The sequence below is a fragment of the Conyzicola lurida genome (genome assembly GCF_014204935.1).
GTDB classification, from domain to species: Bacteria; Actinomycetota; Actinomycetes; order Actinomycetales; family Microbacteriaceae; genus Conyzicola; species Conyzicola lurida.
Genome location: NZ_JACHMJ010000001.1, coordinates 2,696,501 through 2,719,203 on the forward strand (window position 1 = coordinate 2,696,501; position 22,703 = coordinate 2,719,203).

General features: G+C 69.6%; 26 protein-coding genes and 1 riboswitch. Of the genes, 14 read left to right on the forward strand and 12 right to left on the reverse strand.

Features of this window, described 5'->3' with window-relative positions; all coding sequences use genetic code 11:
- Positions 1-66: 66 nt before the first annotated feature.
- The 5 genes from HD599_RS13135 to ribH all read left to right on the forward strand — a co-directional run bounded on the left by HD599_RS13135 (position 67) and on the right by ribH (position 4,650).
- Positions 67-984 carry a sugar-binding transcriptional regulator gene (locus tag HD599_RS13135; protein WP_184240615.1) on the forward strand — a complete coding sequence of 306 codons (918 nt, stop codon included), beginning with the start codon at positions 67-69 and terminating at the stop codon, positions 982-984.
- A 43-nt stretch (positions 985-1,027) separates the two neighbouring features.
- A riboswitch (FMN riboswitch) is annotated at positions 1,028-1,182 on the forward strand.
- Between the two features lie 77 nt (positions 1,183-1,259).
- Positions 1,260-2,294, forward strand: coding sequence for a bifunctional diaminohydroxyphosphoribosylaminopyrimidine deaminase/5-amino-6-(5-phosphoribosylamino)uracil reductase RibD (gene ribD / locus HD599_RS13140; protein WP_184238285.1), 1,035 nt, complete (start codon positions 1,260-1,262; stop codon positions 2,292-2,294).
- A complete protein-coding gene (locus tag HD599_RS13145) occupies positions 2,295-2,900 on the forward strand; it encodes a riboflavin synthase (protein WP_184238287.1) in 606 nt (201 codons plus the stop codon).
- On the forward strand, positions 2,897-4,183 hold the full coding sequence (ribA, locus tag HD599_RS13150) for a GTP cyclohydrolase II (protein WP_184238289.1): 1,287 nt from the start codon (positions 2,897-2,899) through the stop codon (positions 4,181-4,183). Before HD599_RS13145 ends, ribA begins: the two co-directional genes overlap by 4 nt.
- Positions 4,180-4,650, forward strand: coding sequence for a 6,7-dimethyl-8-ribityllumazine synthase (ribH, locus tag HD599_RS13155; RefSeq protein ID WP_184238291.1), 471 nt, complete (start codon positions 4,180-4,182; stop codon positions 4,648-4,650). Before ribA ends, ribH begins: the two co-directional genes overlap by 4 nt.
- A 72-nt stretch (positions 4,651-4,722) precedes the next feature.
- On the opposite strand, the gene HD599_RS13160 is transcribed toward ribH, so the two are convergent.
- The 3 genes from HD599_RS13160 to HD599_RS13170 are packed head-to-tail and all read right to left on the reverse strand — an operon-like array spanning position 4,723 to position 7,342.
- A complete protein-coding gene (locus HD599_RS13160) occupies positions 4,723-5,556 on the reverse strand; it encodes an ABC transporter permease (protein ID WP_184238293.1) in 834 nt (277 codons plus the stop codon).
- Positions 5,553-6,419 (reverse strand): ABC transporter permease, encoded by an 867-nt coding sequence (locus HD599_RS13165; protein WP_184238295.1) that lies wholly within the window; start codon positions 6,417-6,419, stop codon positions 5,553-5,555. Before HD599_RS13165 ends, HD599_RS13160 begins: the two co-directional genes overlap by 4 nt.
- Positions 6,416-7,342 carry an ATP-binding cassette domain-containing protein gene (locus HD599_RS13170; RefSeq protein ID WP_184238297.1) on the reverse strand — a complete coding sequence of 309 codons (927 nt, stop codon included), beginning with the start codon at positions 7,340-7,342 and terminating at the stop codon, positions 6,416-6,418. Before HD599_RS13170 ends, HD599_RS13165 begins: the two co-directional genes overlap by 4 nt.
- Positions 7,343-7,464: 122 nt before the next feature.
- Between HD599_RS13170 and HD599_RS13175 the strand changes: the two genes are divergently transcribed.
- Genes HD599_RS13175 through HD599_RS13185 form a run of 3 tightly spaced genes read left to right on the forward strand, consistent with a single transcriptional unit; the run spans position 7,465 to position 10,465 of the window.
- Positions 7,465-8,094, forward strand: a complete 630-nt coding sequence (locus tag HD599_RS13175; protein WP_184238299.1) for a TetR family transcriptional regulator — start codon at positions 7,465-7,467, stop codon at positions 8,092-8,094.
- Positions 8,091-9,719 (forward strand): MDR family MFS transporter, encoded by a 1,629-nt coding sequence (locus HD599_RS13180; RefSeq protein WP_184238301.1) that lies wholly within the window; start codon positions 8,091-8,093, stop codon positions 9,717-9,719. Before HD599_RS13175 ends, HD599_RS13180 begins: the two co-directional genes overlap by 4 nt.
- A 29-nt stretch (positions 9,720-9,748) precedes the next feature.
- Complete coding sequence (locus tag HD599_RS13185; protein WP_184238303.1) at positions 9,749-10,465, forward strand: DUF2071 domain-containing protein; 717 nt, start codon at positions 9,749-9,751, stop codon at positions 10,463-10,465.
- Here HD599_RS13185 and HD599_RS13190 read toward each other — a convergent pair.
- Positions 10,462-11,487: an NADPH:quinone reductase gene (locus HD599_RS13190; protein ID WP_184238305.1), complete on the reverse strand. Its 1,026-nt coding sequence runs from the start codon at positions 11,485-11,487 to the stop codon at positions 10,462-10,464. The two genes, HD599_RS13185 and HD599_RS13190, sit on opposite strands and share 4 nt — an antisense overlap.
- An 88-nt stretch (positions 11,488-11,575) precedes the next feature.
- Here HD599_RS13190 and HD599_RS13195 point away from each other — a divergent pair, with 88 nt between their 5' ends.
- Positions 11,576-11,791, forward strand: coding sequence for a hypothetical protein (locus HD599_RS13195; protein ID WP_184238307.1), 216 nt, complete (start codon positions 11,576-11,578; stop codon positions 11,789-11,791).
- A 23-nt stretch (positions 11,792-11,814) separates the two neighbouring features.
- Positions 11,815-13,692 (forward strand): ABC transporter ATP-binding protein, encoded by a 1,878-nt coding sequence (locus HD599_RS13200; RefSeq protein ID WP_184238311.1) that lies wholly within the window; start codon positions 11,815-11,817, stop codon positions 13,690-13,692.
- 164 nt (positions 13,693-13,856) lie between these two features.
- Here the strand turns inward: HD599_RS13200 and HD599_RS13205 are convergent, their stop codons facing one another.
- The 6 genes from HD599_RS13205 to HD599_RS13230 are packed head-to-tail and all read right to left on the reverse strand — an operon-like array spanning position 13,857 to position 19,248.
- Positions 13,857-14,654 (reverse strand): TrmH family RNA methyltransferase, encoded by a 798-nt coding sequence (locus HD599_RS13205; protein WP_184238313.1) that lies wholly within the window; start codon positions 14,652-14,654, stop codon positions 13,857-13,859.
- The gene (locus HD599_RS18075; RefSeq protein WP_184238315.1) at positions 14,654-15,142 is read right to left on the reverse strand and encodes a hypothetical protein; all 489 of its coding nucleotides are present in this window, start codon (positions 15,140-15,142) and stop codon (positions 14,654-14,656) included. Before HD599_RS18075 ends, HD599_RS13205 begins: the two co-directional genes overlap by 1 nt.
- A 34-nt stretch (positions 15,143-15,176) precedes the next feature.
- On the reverse strand, positions 15,177-15,689 hold the full coding sequence (locus tag HD599_RS13215) for a hypothetical protein (RefSeq protein WP_184238317.1): 513 nt from the start codon (positions 15,687-15,689) through the stop codon (positions 15,177-15,179).
- A gap of 10 nt (positions 15,690-15,699) precedes the next feature.
- Positions 15,700-17,172 (reverse strand): NAD-dependent succinate-semialdehyde dehydrogenase, encoded by a 1,473-nt coding sequence (locus HD599_RS13220; RefSeq protein WP_184238319.1) that lies wholly within the window; start codon positions 17,170-17,172, stop codon positions 15,700-15,702.
- Entirely contained in the window at positions 17,169-17,750 is a 582-nt protein-coding gene (locus HD599_RS13225; RefSeq protein ID WP_184238321.1) for an isochorismatase family protein, read from the reverse strand. Before HD599_RS13225 ends, HD599_RS13220 begins: the two co-directional genes overlap by 4 nt.
- A gap of 37 nt (positions 17,751-17,787) precedes the next feature.
- A complete protein-coding gene (locus HD599_RS13230; protein ID WP_343062063.1) occupies positions 17,788-19,248 on the reverse strand; it encodes a D-alanyl-D-alanine carboxypeptidase/D-alanyl-D-alanine-endopeptidase in 1,461 nt (486 codons plus the stop codon).
- Positions 19,249-19,304: 56 nt separating this feature from the next.
- Between HD599_RS13230 and HD599_RS13235 the strand changes: the two genes are divergently transcribed.
- From HD599_RS13235 to HD599_RS13250, 4 genes are all read left to right on the forward strand, one after another.
- Entirely contained in the window at positions 19,305-19,691 is a 387-nt protein-coding gene (locus tag HD599_RS13235; RefSeq protein WP_184238323.1) for a VOC family protein, read from the forward strand.
- A gap of 192 nt (positions 19,692-19,883) precedes the next feature.
- Entirely contained in the window at positions 19,884-20,384 is a 501-nt protein-coding gene (locus tag HD599_RS13240) for a hypothetical protein (RefSeq protein ID WP_184238326.1), read from the forward strand.
- Positions 20,381-20,779 carry a RidA family protein gene (locus HD599_RS13245; RefSeq protein WP_184238328.1) on the forward strand — a complete coding sequence of 133 codons (399 nt, stop codon included), beginning with the start codon at positions 20,381-20,383 and terminating at the stop codon, positions 20,777-20,779. The genes HD599_RS13240 and HD599_RS13245 overlap by 4 nt, the downstream gene beginning before the upstream one ends.
- Positions 20,776-21,045, forward strand: a complete 270-nt coding sequence (locus tag HD599_RS13250; protein WP_184238330.1) for a hypothetical protein — start codon at positions 20,776-20,778, stop codon at positions 21,043-21,045. The genes HD599_RS13245 and HD599_RS13250 overlap by 4 nt, the downstream gene beginning before the upstream one ends.
- 122 nt (positions 21,046-21,167) lie before the next feature.
- Here the strand turns inward: HD599_RS13250 and HD599_RS13255 are convergent, their stop codons facing one another.
- Complete coding sequence (locus HD599_RS13255) at positions 21,168-21,623, reverse strand: SRPBCC domain-containing protein (protein ID WP_184238339.1); 456 nt, start codon at positions 21,621-21,623, stop codon at positions 21,168-21,170.
- Between the two features lie 31 nt (positions 21,624-21,654).
- Positions 21,655-22,638: a Gfo/Idh/MocA family protein gene (locus tag HD599_RS13260; protein WP_184238341.1), complete on the reverse strand. Its 984-nt coding sequence runs from the start codon at positions 22,636-22,638 to the stop codon at positions 21,655-21,657.
- Between the last annotated feature and the right edge of the window lie 65 nt (positions 22,639-22,703).

The window sequence follows — 22,703 nt, forward strand, 5'->3', positions numbered from 1 at the left end:
GCGACGCCGGAGAAGTCCCGCGAAGCCCTGCGCGCTGCCCAGCTGTACTACCTCCAAGACCTCACGATGGATGCCATCGCGAGCGAGCTGCGCACCTCGCGATCCTCGGTATCCCGCCTGTTGAGCTACGCCCGGCAGCACGGGCTGGTGGAGATCCGGGTGGTCTCGCCACTCGACAAACTGTCGGTGCTGCAGCACGACATCGCCGAGCGGTTCCGGGTCAACGCACACGTCGTGCCGGTGCCCGAGGCGACCAGCGACATCGACCGGCTCGAACGCGTAGCGATCAGCGCTGCACGGATTCTCACCCCGTTCTTCGATTCCAACATGATTCTCGGGGTCGCATGGGGCGCCACGATCAACGCGGTCAGCCGCCACCTCCCCCGCAAAGAGACGCACAACTCGCGCATCGTGCAGCTCAACGGCGCCGGCAACACGTCGACGACCGGCATCGACTATGCGAGCGAGATCCTGCGCCGCTTCGGCAAGGCGTTCGACGCCCCCGTGCAGCAGTTCCCTGTGCCCGCGTTCTTCGACGACCCGCGCACCAAAGAAGCGATGTGGCGCGAACGCACCACCAAGCGCGTGCTCGCCATCCAACAGCGCATGGATATCGCCCTCTTCGGCGTGGGTTCCCCCTTCTCCGAGGTGCCCAGCCACGTCTACGCCGGCGGCTACCTCGACGAGGCCGACTACGCGATCCTCGACGCGAGCCACGTCGTCGGCGACATCGCCACCGTCTTCTACCGCATCGACGGAAGCTCGGACGGCATCCCGCTCAACGACCGTTCGACGGGCCCCGACCCCGCCGTGATGCACGCGGTCGCCCGCCGCATCTGCGTCGTTTCCGGTTCGTCGAAGATCACCGCGCTGCGGGGCGCCCTCGCCGCGGGCATGATCACCGACCTCGTCATCGACGAGCCCGCCGCCCGCGCGCTGCTCACCGCCGACACCGCCGAGCGTCTCAGAACGTCACGGGAATAACCCCCTCGGGACCCGAGTTGTACACTCGTAGCAACAAGCAGTAAACGTGCTCCGGGGTCGGTGAAAGTCCGAACCGGCGGTGATAGTCCGCGACCCGCACTCCCGATTCGCTCGGGTGGACGGTTGACCTGGTGGAATTCCGGGACCGACGGTAATGAGATCGAGAGGTCTCTCAGTCCGGATAGGAGGAAGCACGGGCGACGTGGGCAGCCACGCGCCGGTCGACTCGACCCATAACCCGGAGTCCGTCTTCTGACGAAGATTGAGGACACCGGATGACCCAGCCAGGCGAGTACGACGCGTCGATGCGTCACGCGCTCTCCCTCGCCGCCCACGGGCCCGTCACCGGCGGCAATCCCCAGGTGGGCTGTGTGCTGGTGGATGACGCGGGCCGCATCGTCGCGGAGGGCTGGCACCGCGGCGCGGGCACCCCGCACGCCGAGATCGACGCCCTCTCCAAGGTCGAGGATGCCACGGGGCTCACCGCCGTCGTCACCCTCGAGCCCTGCAACCACACGGGCCGGACGGGGCCGTGCTCCGTCGCCCTCCTCGAGGCGGGCGTGGCCCGTGTCGTCTACGCGGTCTCCGACCCCGGCGCACACTCCTCGGGCGGCGCCTCCACGCTCCGCGCCGCGGGCATCCCCGTCGAAGGCGGCGTGCTCGCCGCCGAGGTCGAGGAGTTCATCGAGCCATGGCTCACCGCCGCCCGTCTCGGCCGGCCGTGGGTCACCGTCAAGTGGGCGTCGAGCCTCGACGGCCGCGCGGCCGCGGCCGACGGCACAAGCCAGTGGATCACCGGCACCGCGGCACGTCAGCGCGTGCACGAACAGCGCGCGCAGAGCGACGCGATCCTCGTGGGCACCGGTACCGTGCTCGCCGACGACCCCTCGCTCACGGCGCGCGGCGACGGCGGCGAGCTGCTGGCGCACCAGCCCGTGCCCGTCGTGGTCGGCGAACGGGACGTGCCGGCGGGCGCGAAACTGCGCAGCCACCCGGCGGGTCTGATCGAGACGCACTCCCGGGACCTGTCGCTCGTGCTGGAGGGGCTGTTCGGCCGCGGCATCCGCCGTGTCTTCGTCGAAGGCGGCCCCGCACTGGCGAGCGCGGTCATCGAGGCCGGACTCGTCGACGAATACCTCGTCTACCTGGCGCCGACGCTGCTCGGCGGCGCGCGCACCGCCGTCGGCGACATCGGCGTCGGCACCATCGGCGACCAGCGCCGGCTGCGCATCACCGCCGTCGAGACGCTCGGCGAGGACATCCTCATTACCGCCCGGCCCCGCCGGGTTTCGACCCCCGAAGGGAACTAAGTGTTCACCGGAATCATCGAAGAGCTCGGCGCGGTCACCGCATGGGAGCCCACCGCCGACGCCGCGCGCATTACCGTGCGCGCCCCGCTCGCCGCCTCCGACGCGTCGCACGGCGACTCGATCAGCGTGAGCGGCGTCTGCCTCACCGTCGTCGACCAGGGTGCCGACTGGTTCACCGCCGACGTCATGGCCGAGACCATCGCGATGTCGACCCTCGGCGGCGTGGTCGTCGGCCAGCAGGTCAATCTCGAACGCGCCGCGCAGGTGGGCGACCGCCTCGGCGGCCACATCGTGCAGGGCCACATCGACGGTACGGCCACGGTGCTCTCGATCGAGAACGGCAGCGCCTGGCGCGTCGTGCGCTTTTCCCTGGCGCCGGATGTCGCGGCCCTCGTCGCCCGCAAGGGCTCGATCGCGGTCGACGGCGTCTCGCTCACCGTGAGCGCCGTCGGCGCCGACTGGTTCGAGGTGTCGCTGATCCCAGAGACCCTCACCGCCACCACCCTCGGCGCCCGCACCGTCGGCGAGAGCGTGAACATCGAGACCGACATCGTCGCCCGCCACGTCGAGCGCATGCTGCAGTTCAATGAAAGGACGCTCTCATGAGCCTCGCCGACATCCCCACCGCGCTCGACGCTCTGCGCGCCGGCCGCCCCATCATCGTCGTCGACAACGAGAGCCGCGAGAACGAGGGCGACGTCGTGCTCGCCGCCCAGTTCGCCAGCCAGGAGTGGCTCGCCTGGCTCGTGCGCAACTCGTCGGGGTTCATCTGCGCTCCGATGACCAACGAGATCGCCGACCGCCTCGAGCTGCCAGTGATGGTGCCCGAGAACGAAGACCCGCGCGGCACGAACTACACGGTCTCGGTCGACGCGGCCGACCGCCTCAGCACCGGCATCAGCGCCGCCGACCGCGCCCACACCCTGCGGGTGCTCGCCGACATCGAGTCGGTACCGTCGAGCCTGCACCGGCCGGGCCACATCCTCCCGCTGCGCGCGGTCGAGGGCGGCGTACGCGAGCGCGACGGCCACACCGAGGCGACGATCGACCTGCTCAAGCTCGCCGGGCTCGTACCCGTCGGCGCGATCTCCGAGATCGTGGCCGAGGACGGCGAGATGATGCGCCTGCCCGGCCTGATCGAACTCGGCGAGCGCGAGGGGGTGCCGGTGATCACGATCGAAGCACTCATCGCGTACCTCGACGAGACGCACCACGACGAGCCCGTGCCCGTCGCCGTGGCCATCCCCGAGACGTCGCGCGTGCTGTTCGAGGTGGAGACCACCGTGCCCACGACGCACGGGGCGTTCCGCTTCCGCGCCTACCGCGACCGCATGACCGGCTACGACCACCTCGCGATCATCGCCGGCGAACCGGAGAACGGAGCGCTCGTGCGCGTGCACTCCGAGTGCCTCACCGGCGAGGTCTTCGGCTCGCTCAAGTGCGAGTGCGGCCCACAACTCGACGCGGCGCTCGAGGCGATCCAGGCCAAGGGCGGCATCGTCATCTACATGCGCGGCCACGAGGGACGCGGCATCGGCCTGATCAACAAGCTCAAGGCCTACCGCCTGCAGGAGGACGGCCTCGACACCCTCGAGGCGAACCTCGCGCTCGGCTTCCCGGCCGACGGTCGCGACTACGGCGCTGCCGTGGCGATCCTCGAAGACCTCGGCATTTCCGAGGTGCGGGTCATCACCAACAACCCCGACAAGCTCAAGCAGCTGGGCGAACGCGGTATCACCGTGGTCGAGCAGGTGCCGCTCGTCGTGGGCGTCGGCAGTTACAACGAGGGCTACCTCAACGCAAAGCGTGACCGGATGGGTCACATCCTCCCCAGTACAGCGGTTCTCGACGAGGCAGTCCTCGCGGGCAAGAAAGGCATCACGATATGAGCGGCGACGGCTCCCCCGAGATCAGCACCGACGGAACCGGCCTCAAGGTCACGATCGTCTCCGGCCAGTGGCACACCCAGATCGCCGACGGCCTGCTCGCCGGCGCGCGCCGGGTGCTCGACGCCTCGGGCGCGGAGGTGACCGTGATCCGCGTGCCCGGCAGCTTCGAGCTGCCCGTCGTCACGCGTGCGGCGCTCGACGCGGGCGCCGACGCGGTGGTGGCCCTCGGCGTCATCATCCGTGGCGGTACCCCGCATTTCGAATACGTGTCGGATGCCGCGACCAGCGGCCTCACGCAGGCGTCGCTGTTGACCGGCAAGCCCGTGGGCTTCGGACTCCTCACCCTCGACGACGAGCAGCAGGGCATCGACCGTGCCGGGCTCGAGAACTCGAAGGAAGACAAGGGCGCCGAGGCAGCGGAGGCCGCGCTGGCGACGGCGGCGATCCTGCGCGACATCCGGGCCTGACCGATCGGTGGTCGAGCCTGTCGAAACCGGCCTCGCGAGACGGGTTGCGACGGGCTCAACCCGCCGGGGCGGTCAGTCGAGGAACAGCGCTCGCAGGCGCTTCGTCGTGAAGATCAGGCCGACGGCGATCATCACCACGTAGTACAGCACGTGCCCGAGCATCGCGACGCTGAGCGCCCCGGTCGTCAGACCGCGCACGAGTTCGACCCCGTGCCAGAGCGGCAGCGCCTGCACGACCCACTGCACCGGCTCGGGGTACACCGTGATCGGGTAGAACGTCGCCGAGAACAGGAACATCGGCAGCAGCACGAAGTTCACCCAGTCCATCTGCTGGAACGTCTTCATGTACGAGGTCACGGCCATGCCGAAGCTCGCGAAGCCGAAGGCGATGAGCAGCACGGCCGGCAGGGCGAGCAGCGCGGTCCACGACAGGTTGAGCCCGAGCACCTGCATGACGGCCATAAACCCCACCGCGTAGAGCGCCCCGCGCAGCAGCGCCAGGAAGATCTCGCCGAGCGCCACGTCGAGCGGGCCGAGCGACGTGCTCAGCATGCCCTCGTAGATCTTCGCGTAGTTCATCTTGAAGAAGACGTTCCAGGTCGAGTCGTACACGGCGCCGTTCATCGCCGAGACGGCGAGCAGGGCGGGCGCGATGAACGCCGCGTACGGCACCTCCTGCCCGGTCGTGGTGGAGACGGTGCCGACGAGGGCCCCGAGGCCGAGCCCCATCGACAGCAGGTAGAAGACCGGCTCGAAGAACCCGCTGAGCACCACCCAGTAGTTGGAACTCTTCGTCGCCAGAAAGCCGCGGCTGATGACGGCGCGTGAATTGCCGGCGTAGAGCGCGCGTAGCCGCGAGCCCGTGGCGGGCGCGACGAAGACGGGCGCGCTGGGAGTCGTCGTCATTTGTCGAGCCGCCTCGTGACGATGACCTGGCACACGCGCCATCCCGCCACCGTGATCAGCACGAGATACACGACGTGCACGGCGGTGAGCCAGAGTGGCTCCTCCAGACCGTAGGCCAGCACGCGCCCGAGTTCGGTGCCGTGCCAGAGCGGCGAGATCCAGCCGATCCACTGCAGGTAGAGCGGCAGCTGGGCGAGCGGGAAGAACGTGCCGGAGAACAGGAACATCGGCGTGATGATGAAGCGCATGATGATGGCCATCTGGCCTTTGTCTTCCTGCACGGTCGAGGTGTAGGCCATGATGAGCACCCCGACGGCGACGCCGGTGAGAGTTGCCGTGAGGATGCCGGCGGCCCCGAGTATCGACGGCACGGCCCCGAAGAGCACCATGACGCCGAAGTAGATGACACAGGTCACGACCATGCGGATGACCACGGCGATGATCGTGCCGTTGGCGATCTGCGCCGAGGAGACCGGTGCCGAGCGCATCGACGAGAAGACGGGGTTCCACTTGAACGACGCGAGCACCGGGTAGGTGAACTCCTCGGCCGAGACGGTGACGGCGGCAGTCGCCAGCAGGGCGGGCGCCACGAACGTGAGGTAGCCGACCTGCGCGCCGGCGCCGCTGTCGATGCTGGCGTCGACGAGACTCGCGAGCCCGACACCGAGGGCGAAGAGGTAGACGAGCGGGTTGCCGATGCTGGTGGCGACGATCGTCTGCGCGAAGGCGCGCATGCCGACCAGGCGGTGTTCGGCGACGTACCAGGAGCCGTAGCGTCGGGGGCGGATCGAACTTGTCGAAACCCTGCTGTTCGCACCCGGCGCTGTGGGCCGCGACAGGCTCGACCCGCTGGTGGTACTCATTCGACCAACGTCCGTCCGGTGAGCCGCAGGAAGACGTCTTCGAGACTCGACCGGCGGACGAGGCTGGTGATCGGGTCGAGACCGCGGCGCAGCAGTTCGGCCAGCACGGCCTCGCCGTCGGCACTGTAGACGAGGATGCGGTCGGGCAGCACCTCGACGCGGTCGCCGACCCCGGCGAGCTGCTCGGCCGCTGCCGCGTTGCGGTCGGACCCGAATCGCACCTCGAGCACCTCGCGACTGGAGTGGGCGCGGATCAGGTCGGCGGGCGACCCCTCGGCCATGATCGTTCCCTTGTCGACGACGACGAGGCGGTCGCAGAGCTGCTCGGCCTCGTCCATGTAGTGGGTGGTGAGCACGAGGGTCGTGCCCTGTTCCTTGAGCCGGAACAGCCGGTCCCAGAGGATGTGCCGCGCCTGCGGGTCGAGGCCCGTGGTCGGCTCGTCGAGCAGCAGGATCTTGGGATCGTTGACGAGGGCCCGCGCGATGGTGAGGCGGCGCTTCATGCCGCCGGAGAGATCGTCGACGCGCGCTTTCGCCCTGTCGGCCAACTGCGCGAACTCGAGCAGCTCGTCGGCGCGCTTCGCGACGACCGCGCGCGGAATACCGAAGTAGCGGCCGTAGACGAGCAGGTTCTCGCGCACCTTGAGCTCTTGGTCGAGGTTGTCGGCCTGCGGCACGACGCCGAGCTGGGAACGGATCTCGGGCCCGTACTGGTTCGGGTCGAGGCCGAGGATGCTCAGGTCGCCGCCCGTGCGGGTGGAGACGGCGCCGACCATGCGCATCGTCGTCGACTTGCCGGCGCCGTTCGGTCCGAGGAGCCCGAACGATTCGCCGGGGGCGACCTCGAACGAGATTCCGTCCACGGCGGCGACACCCTTGTACGTCTTGGTCAGGGAGGAGGCTGTGATGACGGGCGCTGGCACGGGGTCGATCTTAGGGGCGGAGCGGGGTGTCGGGGTACGGGTTTCACCGAACCCCGGTCGCAGGCTCCCTCGGCCATTAAATTCACAGTGCGAAACGCTTCACAGTGTGTAATGATTGCGCAATGACGATCGGACAACCCGGAATGCGCGAGCGCAAGAAGCTGCGCACCCGCGTCACGATCGAGGCGGCCGCCGTCGACCTCGTGCTCGAGCACGGCTTCGACGGAGTCACCATCGAGGCCATCGCCGAGCGGGCCGACGTCACGCCGCGCACCTTCTTCAACCACTTTGCCGACAAGGCGGACGCGGTGCTCGGTATCGCCCGCGAGCAGGAGATCGCCCCCGACATCGACGTGTCGACGATCGTGGCACACTCCCCGTTCGGCTTCGCGGCCGCCGTGGTGCGCGCGGGCATCGCCCAGCTCGACGACTCGTCGGTCGACATCGACAACCGTCGCCGCGAGGTGTTCGCGCGCACCCCCGCGCTGCTCGCCCGCGAGATGGAGAAGATCGCCCTCATCGAGGAATCGATCACCCGCCACGTCGACTCCTATCTGGCCGAATCCGGCGTTCCCGCCGGCCCCGACCGGGACGACCAGGCCCTCGCCATCACGGTGACGGTGACCGCCGCCGCGCGGCTCGCGTTCATCCGCTGGAGTCGGCAACCGACATCCGCCCACGATCTCGTCATTTTCTTCGACCACGCGGTCGACTCCATCACCGCCACACTCACTCTCGGAAAGACGGAATGACCACCACAGCGAAAGTCCCGGCAACCACTCCGGGCGCCAGCGCCGACAAGACGCGCATCATCCCGATCTTCATAGCCCTCATGGTGGCGATGCTGCTCTCGTCGCTCGACCAGACGATCCTCGGCACCGCTCTGCCCACCATCGTGGGCGAGCTCGACGGCGTGCAGCACATGCTGTGGGTTGCCACGGCCTACATCCTCGGCGCCACCGTCGTGATGCCGATGTACGGAAAGCTCGGCGACCTCATCGGCCGCAAGACGCTGTTCCTGGTGGCGCTCTCAATCTTCATCGTCGGCTCGATCATCGGCGGTTTCGCCACCAACATGGAGCTGCTCATCGCCGGCCGTGCCATCCAGGGCCTCGGCGGCGGCGGGCTAATGATCCTCAGCCAGGCCATCATCGCCGACGTCGTGCCGCCGCGTGACCGTGGCAAGTACGGCGGGTTCATCGGCGCCGTCTTCGCTTTCTCCGCCGTCGTCGGCCCGCTGCTCGGCGGACTGTTCACCGACTCGCTGACCTGGCGCTGGGCGTTCTGGATCAACATCCCCCTCGGCATCGCCGCGATCGCCACCGCCGCGATCTTCATCCGCCTGCCGAAGCGCGCCAACCGCGCCCGGCCGAAGATCGACTACCTGGGCACCGCCCTCATCGCGATCGCCACCACGAGCCTCGTGCTCGTCACCTCCTGGGGCGGAACCGAGTACGAGTGGGACTCGATCGTCATCATCGCGCTCATCGCGCTGACCGTCGTCGCCGCCGCCCTGTTCGTCTGGGCCGAGACCACGGCCGTCGAGCCGATCATCCCGCTCACGCTGTTCAAGGACCGCAACTTCACCATCACCACCGTCGCGGGTCTACTCACCGGTGTCGCCATGTTCGGCGCGATCGGCTACATGCCCACGTTCCTGCAGATCGCCAACGGCATCAACGCCACCGAGTCGGGCCTGCTCCTGCTGCCCATGCTCGTCGGCCTGCTGATCACCGCGGTCGGCAGCGGAATCCTGATGTCGAAGACCGGCCGGTACAAGTGGATGCCGATCACCGGCGCCGCGCTCATCGGCGTCGCCCTCGTGCTGTTCTCCACCCTCACCGCGACCACCAGCCCGTTCGTCACCGGCGTCTACCTGTTCGTGCTCGGCGCCGGCCTCGGCCTCACCATCCAGGTGCTCGTGCTCATCGTGCAGAACTCGGTGCCCCACAAGGTGCTCGGTACGGCGACCGCCGCCAACGCCTTCTTCCGCGAGATCGGTGCGACCGTCGGTTCCGCCGTCGTCGGCAGCGTCTTCTCGACCCGCCTCGTGGCCGAGCTCGCCGACACGTTCGGTTCGGGCGAGAGCGCCGGCGCCAACTCGCTGACGCCCGCCGCGATCAACGCGCTGCCGACCGAGCTGCACGACCTGATCAGCACGGCCTACGCGAACGCGCTCACGCCGATCTACCTGTTCCTCGTGCCGCTGATGGTCATCGCGGTCGTCATGCTGTTCTTCATCAAGGAGATCCCGCTGGCCAGCACCGTCCCGGTGATGGAGGGCATGGAAGACGACAGCGACGACGAGGCCGTTGCTGTGACCGCGACCCCGACGGCCGCCGGCACGGACGAGGTCGAACCGCCGAGCAAGGCCTGACGCGTCATCCGCCCGGCTAGTGTGGGCCCGTGACCCGCGAACCGATCTCTCCGACCGCTCCGGCGCTCGAGAGCAGGTCGGTGGCCAGCCAGCGCTGGTCGCACCTGGTCTTCCTGCACTGGCGGGCGGATGCCGCCGACGTCGCGCCCCTGCTGCCGGCCGGCCTCACCCCCGACGTCTTCGACGGGTCGGCATGGGTGGGGCTGATCCCGTTCGTGCTCGACCGCGCGACCGTGTTCGGCAGCCCGCCGGTGCCGTACTTCGGCGACTTCGTCGAGGTCAACGTGCGGCTCTACGCGGTCGACGCGCGGGGGCGCCGCGGCGTGGTCTTCGTCTCGCTCGAGGCATCGCGGCTGGCCGCGGTGCTCGCCGCGCGGGCGATCTTCGCCCTGCCCTACGTCTGGTCGCGCACGACGCTCGAGCGCGACGGCGACACCTTCGACTACCGGTCGAGAAGACACGGTGCCCCGGATGCCGCGTCCCGCATCGTCGCGACGGCGGGTGACGTCCCCGTGCTGGACGACCCGCTCGCCGACTTCCTCACCGCACGCTGGGCGTTGTTCACCCGGGTGCGCGGCCGCACGCTCTACCTGCGAAACCACCACGCGCCGTGGCCGCTGTTCGAGGCACGGCTCGACTCGCTCGACGACACCCTGCTCGCCAAAGCGGGGTTCCCGTCGCTCGCCGGCCGCGCGCCCGACTCGGTGCTCTACTCCCCCGGGGTCACGACGCGCTTCGGGCGTTAGACGCTCGCGACGTCGACCAGCACCTTGCCGACGGCCCCGTTCTCGACCGCGTCGTGCGCGGCGCCCGTCTCTTCCAGCGCGAACCGGGTGATCGGCAGTCCGTGTTCCTCGCCCACGGGCAGCGCACCGTCGGCGACGGCCGCGGAGACCGCCGCGACCGCGTCGCGCTTCTGCGCGTCGGTGACCGTGTAGGTCAGCACGAACTGGAAGCGCACGTTCTTGCGCATGCTCGGGCCGATCGGCACGGGAAGCGGCTCCGTGGAGTCGAAGTCAGAGGCGTAGATCGCGATGGTGCCGCCGAACGCGACCACGTCGAGGTCGGTCGCCAGGTTCGCGAGCACGTTGACGTCGACGATCGTGTCGACGCCGCGCTCGGAGACGGCGCGCACGGCGGCCGCGACATCCGTGGTTCTGTAGTTCACCACGTGGTGCGCCCCGGCACGGCGGGCGAGTTCGGCCTTCTCGTCGCCGCTGACGGTGGTGATCACGGTGGCGCCGGCCCAGCGCGCGAGCTGGATCGCCGCGTGGCCGACCGCGCCCGCGCCGCCGGTCACGAGCACGACCGTGCCGTCGAGAGCACCCGGCGCGAGGCGCGACGGCCCGTTCTCGTTCGCGGTGAGCGCGCGGTGAGCGGTGAGTGCGGGGATGCCGAGCGAGGCGCCGAGATCGAACGACGCGTCGTCGGGCAGCGGCACGACCTGCGCGGCCGGCACGATCGCGAACTCCTGCGCCGTGCCCTGGTCGCGCTCGAAGGCGGCGTCCCACACCCAGACGCGGTCGCCCACGCTCAGGCCCGTCACGTCGTCGCCGACGGCATCGACCAGGCCCGCGCCATCCTGATTCGGGGTCTTAGGCTTCTCGAAACGCTGCGGGGCCGCGGCCCGCGCCTTCCAGTCGGTGGGGTTCACGCCGGAGACGGCGATGCGCACGCGCACCTCGCCGGCAGCCGGTGCGACCACCGGCACGTCGCGCAGGGTGAGCACCGAGGATGCTCCGGTCTCGTCGTAGGCGATAGCTCTCATGCAGTGGTGCAACCGGGCAGGGGGCCGCCGGTATTCCACTGTCAACGTGAGTTGACACCCGTCGATGCGTCAACTACGGTTGACAACCATGGACCACGTCACCATTCACACCCTCGCCGCCGGCGCGGGCTCGGATGACCCGATCGAGGCCCTGAACGCGATAGCCCAACTGCGCAAAGAGCTCGACCGCGTCGAAGCCGTCACCGCCCGCCGCGCCCGTAACACCGGCGCGTCCTGGCAGCTCATCGCACTGGCCCTCGGCATCTCCCGCCAAGCCGTCCACAAGAAGTACGGGCGCTCGTAGCGCCACCCACGAGAAAAGACACCATGAGTTCCACTACCTCAGCGCGCCCCGGGCGCGGCAGCCGCGGCGGCCGCGCCGCGAAAGACGACGGCCCCCGCGCCAAGTTCAGCCAGCTGCTGCCCTACCTGCTCGAGCACAAGAAGGTGCTCGGCGTCGTCATCGTGCTCAGCCTGCTCGCGGCCGGCGCGTCCCTCGCGCAGCCGCTGCTGGTGCAGGAGGTCGTCAAGAAGGTGCAGGAGGGCGACGCGCTCGGCAACCTCGTCTGGGTTCTCGTCGCGCTCGTCGTGCTGTCGGCGCTGCTCAACGGTTTCCAGCACTACCTGCTGCAGCGCACGGGCACCAGCGTCGTGCTCTCCGCCCGCCGCCAGCTCGTGCAGCGCATCCTCCGTCTGCCGATCAGCGAGTTCGACACGCGCCGCACCGGCGACCTCGTCTCCCGTGTCGGCAGCGACACCACGCTGCTCTACGCCGTGATCACGCAGGGCCTCGTGGACGCGCTCGGCGGAGCGGTGCTGTTCGTCGGAGCGTTGATCGCCATGCTGATCATCGACCCCGTGCTCCTCGGCCTCACCGTCGCCGTCATCGCCGTGTCGATCGTCACGGTCGTGCTGCTCTCCGGCCGCATCCGCGTGGTCAGCCGCAAGCAGCAGGAGAAGGTCGGCGACCTCGCCGCCTCCGTCGAACGTGCCATCAGCGCCATCCGCACCGTCCGTGCCTCCAACGCCACCGAGCGGGAGATCGTCAAGATCGAAGAGGACGCGAAGGGTGCGTGGGCGATGGGGATCCAGGTCGCCAAGATCTCCGCCCTCGTGGTGCCGATCGCGGGCATCGCGCTGCAGGTCTCGCTGCTCGTCGTGCTCGGCGTCGGCGGTTTCCGGGTGGCGAGCGGGGCGATCGAGATCGCGAGCCTCGTCGCCTTCATCCTCTTCTTGTTCATGATGATCATGCCGCTCGGCCAGGCCTTCGGCGCCCTGAACTCGGTCAACCAGGCGCTCGGCGCCCTCGGCCGCATCCAGGAGATCATCGCCCTGCCGAACGAGAACACGTTCGACCCGACGCTGGCGGATGCCGCGGCGCCCGACATCGCGACCGACGCCGCCATCACGTTCGAGAACGTGGAATTCTCCTACCCCGAGGGCGCGAAGAAGGACGAGATCGCCAAGGCCGTCGCGGAGGTCGTCTCGACGTCGCCCGTCGCGTTGCCCGCCGAGCCGCACGACCTCACCGTGCTGCACGGCGTCTCGTTCTCGGCGGAACGCGGCAAGCGCACGGCGCTCGTGGGCCCGTCGGGTGCGGGAAAGAGCACGATCCTCGCCCTGATCGAGCGCTTCTACGACCCGTCGGCCGGGGCCGTGCGCCTCGGCGGCATCGACGTGCGCGCCATCGACCGCGAGACGCTGCGGTCGCAGATCGGATACGTGGAACAGGACGCCCCGGTGCTCGCCGGAACGATCCGCGAGAACCTGCTGCTCGGCGCTCCCGAGGCCACCGACGAGCAGTGCATCGAGGTGCTGCGCTCGGTCAACCTCATGGAGGTGCTGGAGCGCAACGAACTCGGGCTCGGCGCCGCGGTCGGCGAAGACGGCGTGATGCTCTCGGGCGGCGAACGCCAGCGCCTGGCGATCGCGCGCACGCTTCTCGCCGCTCCCCCGATCCTGCTGCTCGACGAGTCGACGTCGTCGCTCGACGGGCTCAACGAGCAGATGCTGCGCGAGGCGATCGACGCGGTCGCCGAGAACCGCACGCTCATCGTGATCGCGCACCGCCTGTCGACCGTGGTCGACTCCGACCAGATCGTGGTGCTCGACCACGGACGCGTCGTCGGAGTGGGCACGCACTCCGAACTCGTCGTCTCGACGCCGCTCTACAAGGAGCTCGCGAAGCACCAGTTGCTGGTGTGAGACGCGGTCGCTGAGCCTGTCGAAGCGTCGTCCGACAGGACGGATTGCGCCCGTCGCACGTTCGGCAGGACGAACTGGCCGAACCGCGGCCGCGCGTCCTGTCGGGCAGCTGGTGGCGTGTCGGGAATGGCCATTGAAGCGTCCCTTCGACAGACTCAGGGACCCTACAGCGCCAGCGCGTACATCGCCACCGCGGCCGTCGCGGCCACGTTGAGGCTGTCGATGCCGTGCGCCATCGGGATCTGCACGACCGTGTCGGCGGCGGCGATCGCCTCGTCCGTCAGCCCCTCGCCCTCGGTGCCGAGCACGAGCGCGACCCGTTCGGGGGCGTCCGCGGCGAACGACCGCAGCGAGACGGCGTCGTCGGTCAGCGCGAGCGCCGCGATGTGGAAGCCCGCCGCGGTCAGCAGCGACCGGGTCGACGCCCAGTCCCCCACGCGCGTCCACGGCACCTGCAGCACGGTGCCCATCGAGACGCGGATCGCCCGCCGGTAGAACGGGTCGGAGCAGCGCGGGGTGACCAGCACGGCGTCCGCGCCGATCGCCGCGACCGAGCGGAAGATCGCGCCGACGTTGGTCGGGTCGACCACGTTCTCGAGGATCACGATGCGGCGCGCGTCGGCGATCAGGTCGGACACGGGAGGCAGCGCCGGCCGGTGCATCGACGCGATGAGCCCGCGGTGCAGGATGTAGCCGGTCAGCTCGGCGAGCAGCTCGCCGGGGCCGGAGAACACGTCGACGTCGTCGCCGACGAGCGCCACCGCCTCGTCGACGGTGCCGCCGAGGGCGAGCACCGCCCGCGGCGAGTGCCCGGCCCGGAGCGCGCGTTCGAGCACGAGCGCCGACTCGGCGATGTACAGCCCGTGCTCGGTGCGGCTGCCGTTCTTGAGGGCGACGTCGGTGCGGTGGGCGAAGTCGGCGAGACGCGGGTCGTCGAGGTCCGTGACCCGGATGACCGGCACTATCTGACCGTGTACGGGGTGGTGCGCACGTCGATGTACAGCACGGTGGTGCCGCCGTCGTCGACGACGGCGACGCTGCCGACGCGGTCCTCGTTCTCGCCCGCGTAGAACTCGTCCGAGGCGGCGGAGCCCAGTTCGTCTTCCAGTTCGACGCTCGGCTCGTCGACCGGCGAGTAGCCCGCGCCGGCGAAGTCCGGGAGCTCGCCCGACGGCAGCTCGACCCGGGCGGTGAATACCTCGATGGTGCGGGTGTTCTCGAGGACGACCGCGTCCTCGGGCAGGTCGATGCCCGAGCTGTGCTCCACCTCGCCGACGGTCAACCGGGGCGTGTTGTCGGTGCCGACCTGCACGACGTGCGTGGTCATCCAGATCACGAACACGACGACCACGACGGCCAGCACGACAACGGCGATCAGCAGGCCGACGACGAGGCCGCGGGGCCGACGGGCAGCGACGCCCGTGGTGCCGGGCGTGGGTTCTGCGCTCATAGAGTCATCGTAATGGGGCCGGAAGCGGACGTTTTTACCCGACGGCGCGCACGTCGACGAACAGCACCGCCCGGCCGTCACGCTCCACGATCGCCGCGCTCGCCTCGAGCGTGGAGCTCGCGGCGGCCAGGTATTCGACCACGGTCTCGCCGGCGAGCGCCGGGGTCAGTTCCTCGCTCGCCGACTCGGCGGTGGCGTAGCCCGCGAGCGGGAAGTCGGGCAGCGTGTCGTCGGGCAGCAGCAGCTCGGCGCTGAACGCCCCGTCGGAGCGTTCTGCGGCCAGCACCTCGGTGTCGTCGGGCAGGTCGATGCCGATGTTCTGCTCCACCTCGCTCAGCCCCGGGACCGGCGACCCCTCGCTGCCGACCCGCAGCACGTGTGTCAGGGTGCCGACGGCGAAGACCACGACGAGCGTCGCGACGAGCGCGCCGACCACCAGCCAGGCGAGCACGATCGTGGTGCGCGGGCGGGAGGCGGTGACGTCGGTTTCGGGGAACACCGGTGCTTGAGCCTGTCGAAGGGTGTCGTCGGTCATGAGAGTCGGCACTTCGACAGGCTCAGTGACCGAAGGGGTCGGGGGTCAGCACGTACTTGGTCTCGAGGTACTCGTGGATCCCCTCGGACCCGCCCTCGCGCCCGATGCCCGACTGCTTGACGCCGCCGAACGGTGCGGCCGCGTTCGACACGACGCCGACGTTGAGGCCCATCATGCCGGTCTGCAGGCTCTCGACCAGCCGCTGTCCGCGGGCGAGGTCGCGCGTGAACACGTAGCCGACGAGACCGTACTCCGTCGCGTTGGCGAGGGCTACGGCATCCTCTTCGTCTGTGAAGGGAACGACCGTGACGACGGGCCCGAAGATTTCTTCACGCAGGATGTCGCTGCCGGCGACCACGCCCGAGAGCACCGTCGGGCGGTAGAAGCTGCCCTCGCGGTCGACGCGCGACCCGCCGGTGACGAGGGTCGCCCCGCGGGCGATCGCGTCCTGCACGAGCGCGTCGGCCTTGTCGACCGCGCCGTCGTTGATCAGCGGACCGATCGCGACGCCGTCCTCGGTGCCGCGCCCGATGACGAGCTCGTTCACGCGGGCGGTGATGCGCTTGGTGAACTCCTCGGCGACCGACTCGTGCACGATGAAGCGGTTCGCCGCCGTGCAGGCCTGCCCGATGTTGCGGAACTTGGCGAGCATCGCGCCGTCGACCGCTTTGTCGAGGTCCGCGTCGTCGAAGACCACGAACGGGGCGTTGCCGCCGAGTTCCATCGAGGTGCGCAGCACGTTGTCGGCGGCCTGCTTGAGCAGGGTGCGGCCGACCGGGGTCGAGCCGGTGAAGCTCAGTTTGCGCAGGCGCGGGTCGGCGATGATCGGCGCGGAGACCTCCCCCGAGGCCGAGGTGGTGAGCACGTTGAGCACGCCGGCCGGCAGCCCCACCTCCTGCAGCAGGCGCGCGAAGAAGAGCGTGGTGAGGGGGGTCAGCTCGGCGGGCTTCACGATGACCGTGCAGCCGGCGGCGAGGGCGGGCGCGATCTTGCGCGTCGCCATCGCCAGCGGGAAGTTCCACGGCGTGATCAGGTACGACGGCCCCACGGGAAGGTGCGTGACGATCATGCGCCCGGTGCCCTCGGGGTTCGAGCCGTAGCGGCCCGAGATACGCACCGCTTCCTCGCTGAACCAGCGCAGGAACTCGCCGCCGTAGGTCACTTCGCCGCGCGCCTCGGCGAGCGGCTTTCCCATCTCGAGCGTCATGAGCAGCGCGAACTCGTCCGCGCGCTCCTGCAGCAGGTCGAACGCGCTTCGCAGAATCTCGCCGCGGACCCGCGGAGCGGTGGCAGCCCACGATGCCTGGGCGTCGGCCGCGGCATCCATCGCCGCAGCGGCGTCGGCGACCGACGCGTCGGCGATCGACTTGAGCACGAGGCCCGTCGACGGGTCGAGCACGTCGAGGCTGCGGCCCGAGGTCGATTCGACCCAGTGGCCGCCGATGAACAGGCGGTCGGGCACCTTGGCGAGCAGGTCGCTCTCGGAGATGGTCATACTTCGTCCGCCTCGCTGATCGTGACGCCGGCGGCCTCGAGCTCGACGAGCGCCGCGGCGCTCGAGTCGGCCGCGACCCCCGCGGCGAGGTCGGCGAGCAGCGTGACGTTCCTGCCGGCCGCGAGCGCGTCGAGCGCGCTGGCCCGCACGCAGTAGTCGGTGGCGATTCCCGCGACGTCGATGTCGGTCACGCCCAACTCGTCCAGAGCCGCGGCGACGGTCGCGCCATCCGCCGTCACTCCTTCAAAAATCGAGTAGGCGGGCTTGCCCTGTCCCTTTTTGACGTGGATGTCGACCGCCGACGTATCGAGGGCCGGGTTGTACTCCGCTCCCGGCGTTCCGGCGACGCAGTGCGGCGGCCAGGTATCGACGTAGTCGGGGTGGTCGGAGATGTGCCCGCCGTTGTCGTTGTCGGCATCGTGCCAGTCGCGCGAGGCGAAGACGTGGTCGTAACGGCCGGGGTGCTCGGCGAGCAGGCGGGTGATTCCGGCCGCGACCGCGTTGCCGCCGTCGACGCCGAGCGAACCGCCCTCCGTGAAGTCGTTCTGCACATCGATGATGAAGAGGGCCCTGCTCATGGCGCTACCGTTCGCTCGTTGTCGTGTCGTGTCGTCGTCAGATGTTGGAGAGGTTGTCACCGCAGTTGTACACGCTCGCGGCGAGGGTGTCGATGGCCCCCTTGGCGTTGTCGCCGATGCCGTCGCCGATCGCGTAGAACGCGAAGGTCAGCGGGGTGCCGTCGGCCGCCTTGATGACGCCGCCGAGGGTGTACGCCGTGTCGATCCAGCCGGTCTTGGCGATGACGCTGCCGCGGGCGACCGCGTTCGCGCCGGTGAACCGGCTCGCGAGGCTGCCCGACTTGCCCGCCACGGGCAACGAGTTGTAGACGACGTTGAGGTTCTGGCCGCCGGCGAGGATCTTCACCATGAGCTTCGCGACGTACTCGGGCGGAACGCCGCTCGCCTCGCTCAGACCCGAGCCGTCCTTGATCGTCAGCTTGTCGACCGGCACCCCGTACCCGGCGAGCGCCGCGGGGATCGCCTGCTGCAGGGAGGCGGCGGACCCGCCGAAGCCCGACTTGACCGACACGACGCGGGCGAGGTTCTCCGCCAGGGTGTTGTCGCTGGTCAGCAGCATGAAGTTGATCAGCGAGCTGACCGGCTGCGACTGCACGCTCGCGAGCACGTTCGTCGTGCTCGCCGTGCCGATGCTGGTGGTCGCTCCCCCGCCGAGCGCGGAGACGAAGGCGGCGCCGGCACGGGCGATCGGGTCGGTGCTGCGCGGGCTGGTGTTGCGGGTCGGGTCGGCGCGGTCGCCGTCGACCATCAGCGCGGTGACCTCGGAGTGGTAGCCGATCGTCTGCTCGCTGCGCTCCCAGATCGGGTCCCACTTGTCGGCGGGGTTCCAGTAGCTGGCGTCGAGCACCACCTCGGTGATCGGCACGCCCGGGTACTTGGCGGCGTACGCGGCCTTGGCCTGCGAGGCGAGGTCGGCGATCTTGGGTGCGCCCGCGTAGACGCTCGAGCCGGCGGCGCTCAGCGTCGGGTCTCCCCCGCCGACGAGCACGATCTGCCCGGCCTTCGCGCCCTCGACCACGGTGGTGGTGAGTCGGTAGTCGGGGCCGAGCACGGCGAGTGCGGCCGAAGCAGTGAGCACCTTGAGCACGCTGCCCGTGCGGTTGGGCACGTCGCCCTCGCGCGAGAACAGCACCTCGCCCGTGCTGGCGTTCATCACATACCCCTTGAAAGCCATCAGGCGGGGGTCGGATGCCGCGGTCGCGACGGTGCACGTGCGCAGACGGGTCGCGGCGGGCAGCGAGTCGGGCAGCGAACGCTCCGGGTCGACCGTCGCCTCGGGGGTGGGCGTCTCGTCGACCACGACGGGCGCCGCAGTCGGGTCGTCGCTAGCCCGGCCGACCGCGGCGCCCGCGAACACCGCGCCGGTGCCGAGCAGCAGGAAGACGATACCGAGAGCCGACCCCAGCCACACGGCGGGATGCTTCTTGACGAGACCGGCTATCCCGGTGCGTCGGGGCGCAGCGGCATCCGGGGTCCCGGGGTTTTTCGGCTCAGTCACCCACTCAGGATAAAGGACGATGCTGCGAGCCCCTCCGGAGGTGCCAAGCTGGGTCGGTGAAACTACGACGGGTACACCACATCGCCATCATCGGCACCGACTACGAGGTGTCGAAGGATTTCTACACCCGGATCCTCGGCTTCGAGCTCATCGACGAGGTGTACCGCGAGGAGCGGGACTCGTGGATGGGCAACCTCGCGCTCGACGGGTCGTACATCGTGGAGCTGTTCTCGTTCCCGACCCCGGCGGTGCGCCCGACCTGGCCCGAGGCGACCGGTCTGCGCCACCTCGCGTTCGAGGTCGACGATGTCGAAGCGACCCTGGCCGAGCTCGACGACCTCGGTGTACGGCACGAACTCCTGCGGGTCGACCCGTACACGGGCAAGCGCATGGCTTTCTTCTTCGACCCCGACGGGCTGCCGCTGGAGTTGTACGAGGCGTAGGTGTCTTCGCGGCCGAGGTCGCGGCCGTGGTCGCCGTCGTTGTCGCGGTCGGTGTCGCCTTCGCCTTCGCCGTCATCGGCGGCAAACTGCTCTTCCCGCGGGTCGGGAAGAGCGTTTTGCCGCCGATGAGAGAGGGCGAAGTCATCCCGGCGGCCGACTCGGGGCGCTCACCCGGGTCGATAGCGTTCGGGGATGACAGCACTCGCGCGCATCGGTGGGCCGCTCGCGGTCGCCGGCTACGCCGTGACGATGGTGCTGCTCGTCGCGGTCTGGGATCCGAGCGCGGCGGTGCCGTGGCTGTCGTACGGCGAGATCCTCGCGGGGCTGAGGGACATGGGCATCGACCCGGTTGCCGCGTTCGTCGGGGTGGCACTGTGGGGCCTGCTGGGCGTGGCACTTTCCGTCGCCGTGAGCCTTCTCGACATGAGGGGCAGAGTGGATGCCGCGGCCGGCGCCGCACTCCAGCTGGGACTGGTCGCGGCGGGCGCTCCCGCCTACTTCGCGGGACGCTTCTCGTTCGGCGTGGACATCGCGGACACGTTCGCCGTCGGGGGCGGTGACCACACACCGGTCGGCGGGGTGCTGTATCTCGTGAGCGCGGCAGCCCTCGCGGCACTGGTAGCGCTCGCGCTCCTGCGGCGCCGGTGGGATGATCGGGGAAGTTCGCGAGTGTTCGAGAGGGAGGCTCCATGACCACCATTCCCACACCGGTCGACCCGCCCGGCCTGCACGGCAGCCCGGCCTTCGCCCAGGGCATGATCGCACCGGCCGGACCGACGCTGTACGTCGGCGGGCAGAACGGCACCGACTCGGAGGGCACGCTGCTCGACGGTCTGGGCCCGCAGACGGAGCAGGCGCTGCGGAACGTCTTGGCGGTGCTCGACGAGGCCGGCACCGACGCCGACCACGTCGCGAAGCTCACCATCTACCTCGACCCGTCGGTCGATCCGAACGAGGCCTACGCCGCGACCGGCGCGGTCTGGGGCGGCCGCCGCACGGCGGTCACCGTGATCGCCGTCGCACCCGCGCGCCCCGGCGCCCTGGTCGAGGTCGAAGCGGTCGCGACGCTCGCCGAGCAGCCCGAGTGACGCCGATCCAGCAGCGCATCGCGATCGACCGCGCGCGCACTCTCGCGCTGTGGATGCTGGGAGTGGGCGGAATAGCGACTGTTCTTACCGCGCTTCAAGCGGCGCTGTCGCCGCCCGACCCGCTGCGCTGGGCGATGTGCGCGCTCTGGGTGGTCCTCGGTGTGCTGGGTGTGATTCGGCTGCTCGCCGCGCGCCGACGTCGGGTCGCGTTCGAGGCCGAGCACGGGCGTGATGCGGGCCGGCAAGAGCCGATACGCCGGGCATAGCGAAGGGGTTCGCGTATTCGCGATGCCACGTCAGCGTGGCATACCGAAAACGAACATACGCGGGTTGAGTCTGTCGAAACCACACAGGGATTTCGACAGGCTCAATCCGCCGTCAGCGGGGGCTAGCCCTCAAGGTAGATCGCCAGCTCGTCGAGCTCGACGTCCCAGCCCTCGCGGTTCTGCTCGAGACGGTCGCGGCGGTAGCGGGTGCCGCCCGGGATGGTCTCGAAGCCGGTCTCGACGACCGTGACGTCCGTGGCATCCTCGCCGGCGTCGGCCAAGGTGAACCGCACGTGGGTCGAGTACTCGTCCAGCTGGTCGGCGGGGATGCCGGACCAGCGGAAGCCGAGCGCCTCGAGCGGCGTGATCTCGGTGAACTCGATCGGAAAGCTCCCGTAGTCGTCCCAGTCGATGCTTCCGGTGCCGCCGACCTCGAGGGCGGTAAAGCCCGCGCCGTCGCCGAACCACTCCGTGAGCTGGTCGGGGTCGGTGAGCGCCTCCCAGACGCGGGCGCGCGGGACCGCGATGCGGACGGTGCGGGCGATCTGGTGGCCGGTGATGCGGGCGCGGTCTGACAAGGTGTTCCTTCCGAAGGGGTGCTGCAACAGGTTACTCGCCCGGGTAGACGAGCCCGATCTGCCGGCGGACCTCGTCGAGCGTGCCCATGATGCCGACGGTCTCGGTCGGCGACAGCACGTCGCCAGCGATGACCCCCGCGCGGATGAGGCGCTCGGCCTCCCACGCCTGGAACTGCATGCCGCGCTCGGGCACGCTGCCGTCGAACTCCTCGACCACCTCGTGTGCCGAGTTGTAGACGGTGAAACTCGTGGGGGCGTAGAAGGTCTGCTTGATCGCGACCCAGCCCTCGGTACCGATCACCGAGGCGGTGTTCGGGCCGGCCGTGTCGAGGGCGGTGTGCAGAACGGCCTGCTGTCCGCCGGCGTAGCCGAGGAGGATCGCGGTCTGCCGGTCGACGCCGGTGACAGTCGGCGTGGAGATCGCGGTGACAGAGGTCGGTTCGCCGAGCACGTCCCACGCGAACGACACCGGGTAGATGCCGAGGTCGAGCAGAGCGCCGCCGCCGAGCGCCGGGTTGTTGAGACGGTGCTCGGGGTCGCTCGGCAGTTTCTGATTGTGGTCGGCGATGACGGTGCGCACGTCGCCGAGCGTGCCGGCGGCGATGATCTCGCGCAGGCGCACCATGTGCGGGAGCCAGCGAGCCCACATAGCCTCGAGAACGACGAGGTTCTTGGATGCCGCGAGCTCGACGAGCCGCTGCGCCTCGGGCTGGTTCAGCGTGAATGGCTTCTCGACCAGCACGTGCTTGCCGGCGTTCAGCGCCAGCTCCGTATTCGCGGCGTGCATCGGATGCGGGGTCGCGACATAGATGACGTCGACCTCCGGGTCGGCGGCGAGCGCCTCGTAGCTCGGGTGGGCGGTGGCGATGCCGTGCTTGGCGGCGAACGCGTCGGCGGATTCCTGGCTGCGCGAGCCGACGGCGGTCACGGTGAACCCCGTGGCCAGTAGGTCGGAGACGAACGCGTCGGCGATGTACCCGGAGCCGAGAATGCCCCAGCGAATTGTGTCAGTCATGCGATTCCCCGTCGTTGGAGGTGCTGGAAGGTGTCCCTCGATCCTCGCACGCCCGGAGCACCCCG

What these genes read in the sequence shown, in the direction of transcription:
- ribA (WP_184238289.1), top strand. Translation starts at nt 2,897, where the DNA reads ATGAGCCTCGCCGACATCCCCACCGCGCTCGACGCTCTGCGCGCCGGC.
- HD599_RS13240 (WP_184238326.1), top strand. Translation starts at nt 19,884, where the DNA reads ATGACAGCACTCGCGCGCATCGGTGGGCCGCTCGCGGTCGCCGGCTAC.
- HD599_RS13260 (WP_184238341.1), bottom strand. Translation starts at nt 22,638, where the DNA reads ATGACTGACACAATTCGCTGGGGCATTCTCGGCTCCGGGTACATCGCC.
- HD599_RS13175 (WP_184238299.1), top strand. Translation starts at nt 7,465, where the DNA reads ATGACGATCGGACAACCCGGAATGCGCGAGCGCAAGAAGCTGCGCACC.
- HD599_RS13180 (WP_184238301.1), top strand. Translation starts at nt 8,091, where the DNA reads ATGACCACCACAGCGAAAGTCCCGGCAACCACTCCGGGCGCCAGCGCC.
- HD599_RS13165 (WP_184238295.1), bottom strand. Translation starts at nt 6,419, where the DNA reads ATGAGTACCACCAGCGGGTCGAGCCTGTCGCGGCCCACAGCGCCGGGT.
- HD599_RS13135 (WP_184240615.1), top strand. Translation starts at nt 67, where the DNA reads ATGGATGCCATCGCGAGCGAGCTGCGCACCTCGCGATCCTCGGTATCC.
- HD599_RS13160 (WP_184238293.1), bottom strand. Translation starts at nt 5,556, where the DNA reads ATGACGACGACTCCCAGCGCGCCCGTCTTCGTCGCGCCCGCCACGGGC.
- ribH (WP_184238291.1), top strand. Translation starts at nt 4,180, where the DNA reads ATGAGCGGCGACGGCTCCCCCGAGATCAGCACCGACGGAACCGGCCTC.
- HD599_RS13200 (WP_184238311.1), top strand. Translation starts at nt 11,815, where the DNA reads ATGAGTTCCACTACCTCAGCGCGCCCCGGGCGCGGCAGCCGCGGCGGC.
- HD599_RS18075 (WP_184238315.1), bottom strand. Translation starts at nt 15,142, where the DNA reads ATGAGCGCAGAACCCACGCCCGGCACCACGGGCGTCGCTGCCCGTCGG.
- HD599_RS13190 (WP_184238305.1), bottom strand. Translation starts at nt 11,487, where the DNA reads ATGAGAGCTATCGCCTACGACGAGACCGGAGCATCCTCGGTGCTCACC.
- HD599_RS13195 (WP_184238307.1), top strand. Translation starts at nt 11,576, where the DNA reads ATGGACCACGTCACCATTCACACCCTCGCCGCCGGCGCGGGCTCGGAT.
- ribD (WP_184238285.1), top strand. Translation starts at nt 1,260, where the DNA reads ATGACCCAGCCAGGCGAGTACGACGCGTCGATGCGTCACGCGCTCTCC.
- HD599_RS13220 (WP_184238319.1), bottom strand. Translation starts at nt 17,172, where the DNA reads ATGACCATCTCCGAGAGCGACCTGCTCGCCAAGGTGCCCGACCGCCTG.
- HD599_RS13225 (WP_184238321.1), bottom strand. Translation starts at nt 17,750, where the DNA reads ATGAGCAGGGCCCTCTTCATCATCGATGTGCAGAACGACTTCACGGAG.
- HD599_RS13245 (WP_184238328.1), top strand. Translation starts at nt 20,381, where the DNA reads ATGACCACCATTCCCACACCGGTCGACCCGCCCGGCCTGCACGGCAGC.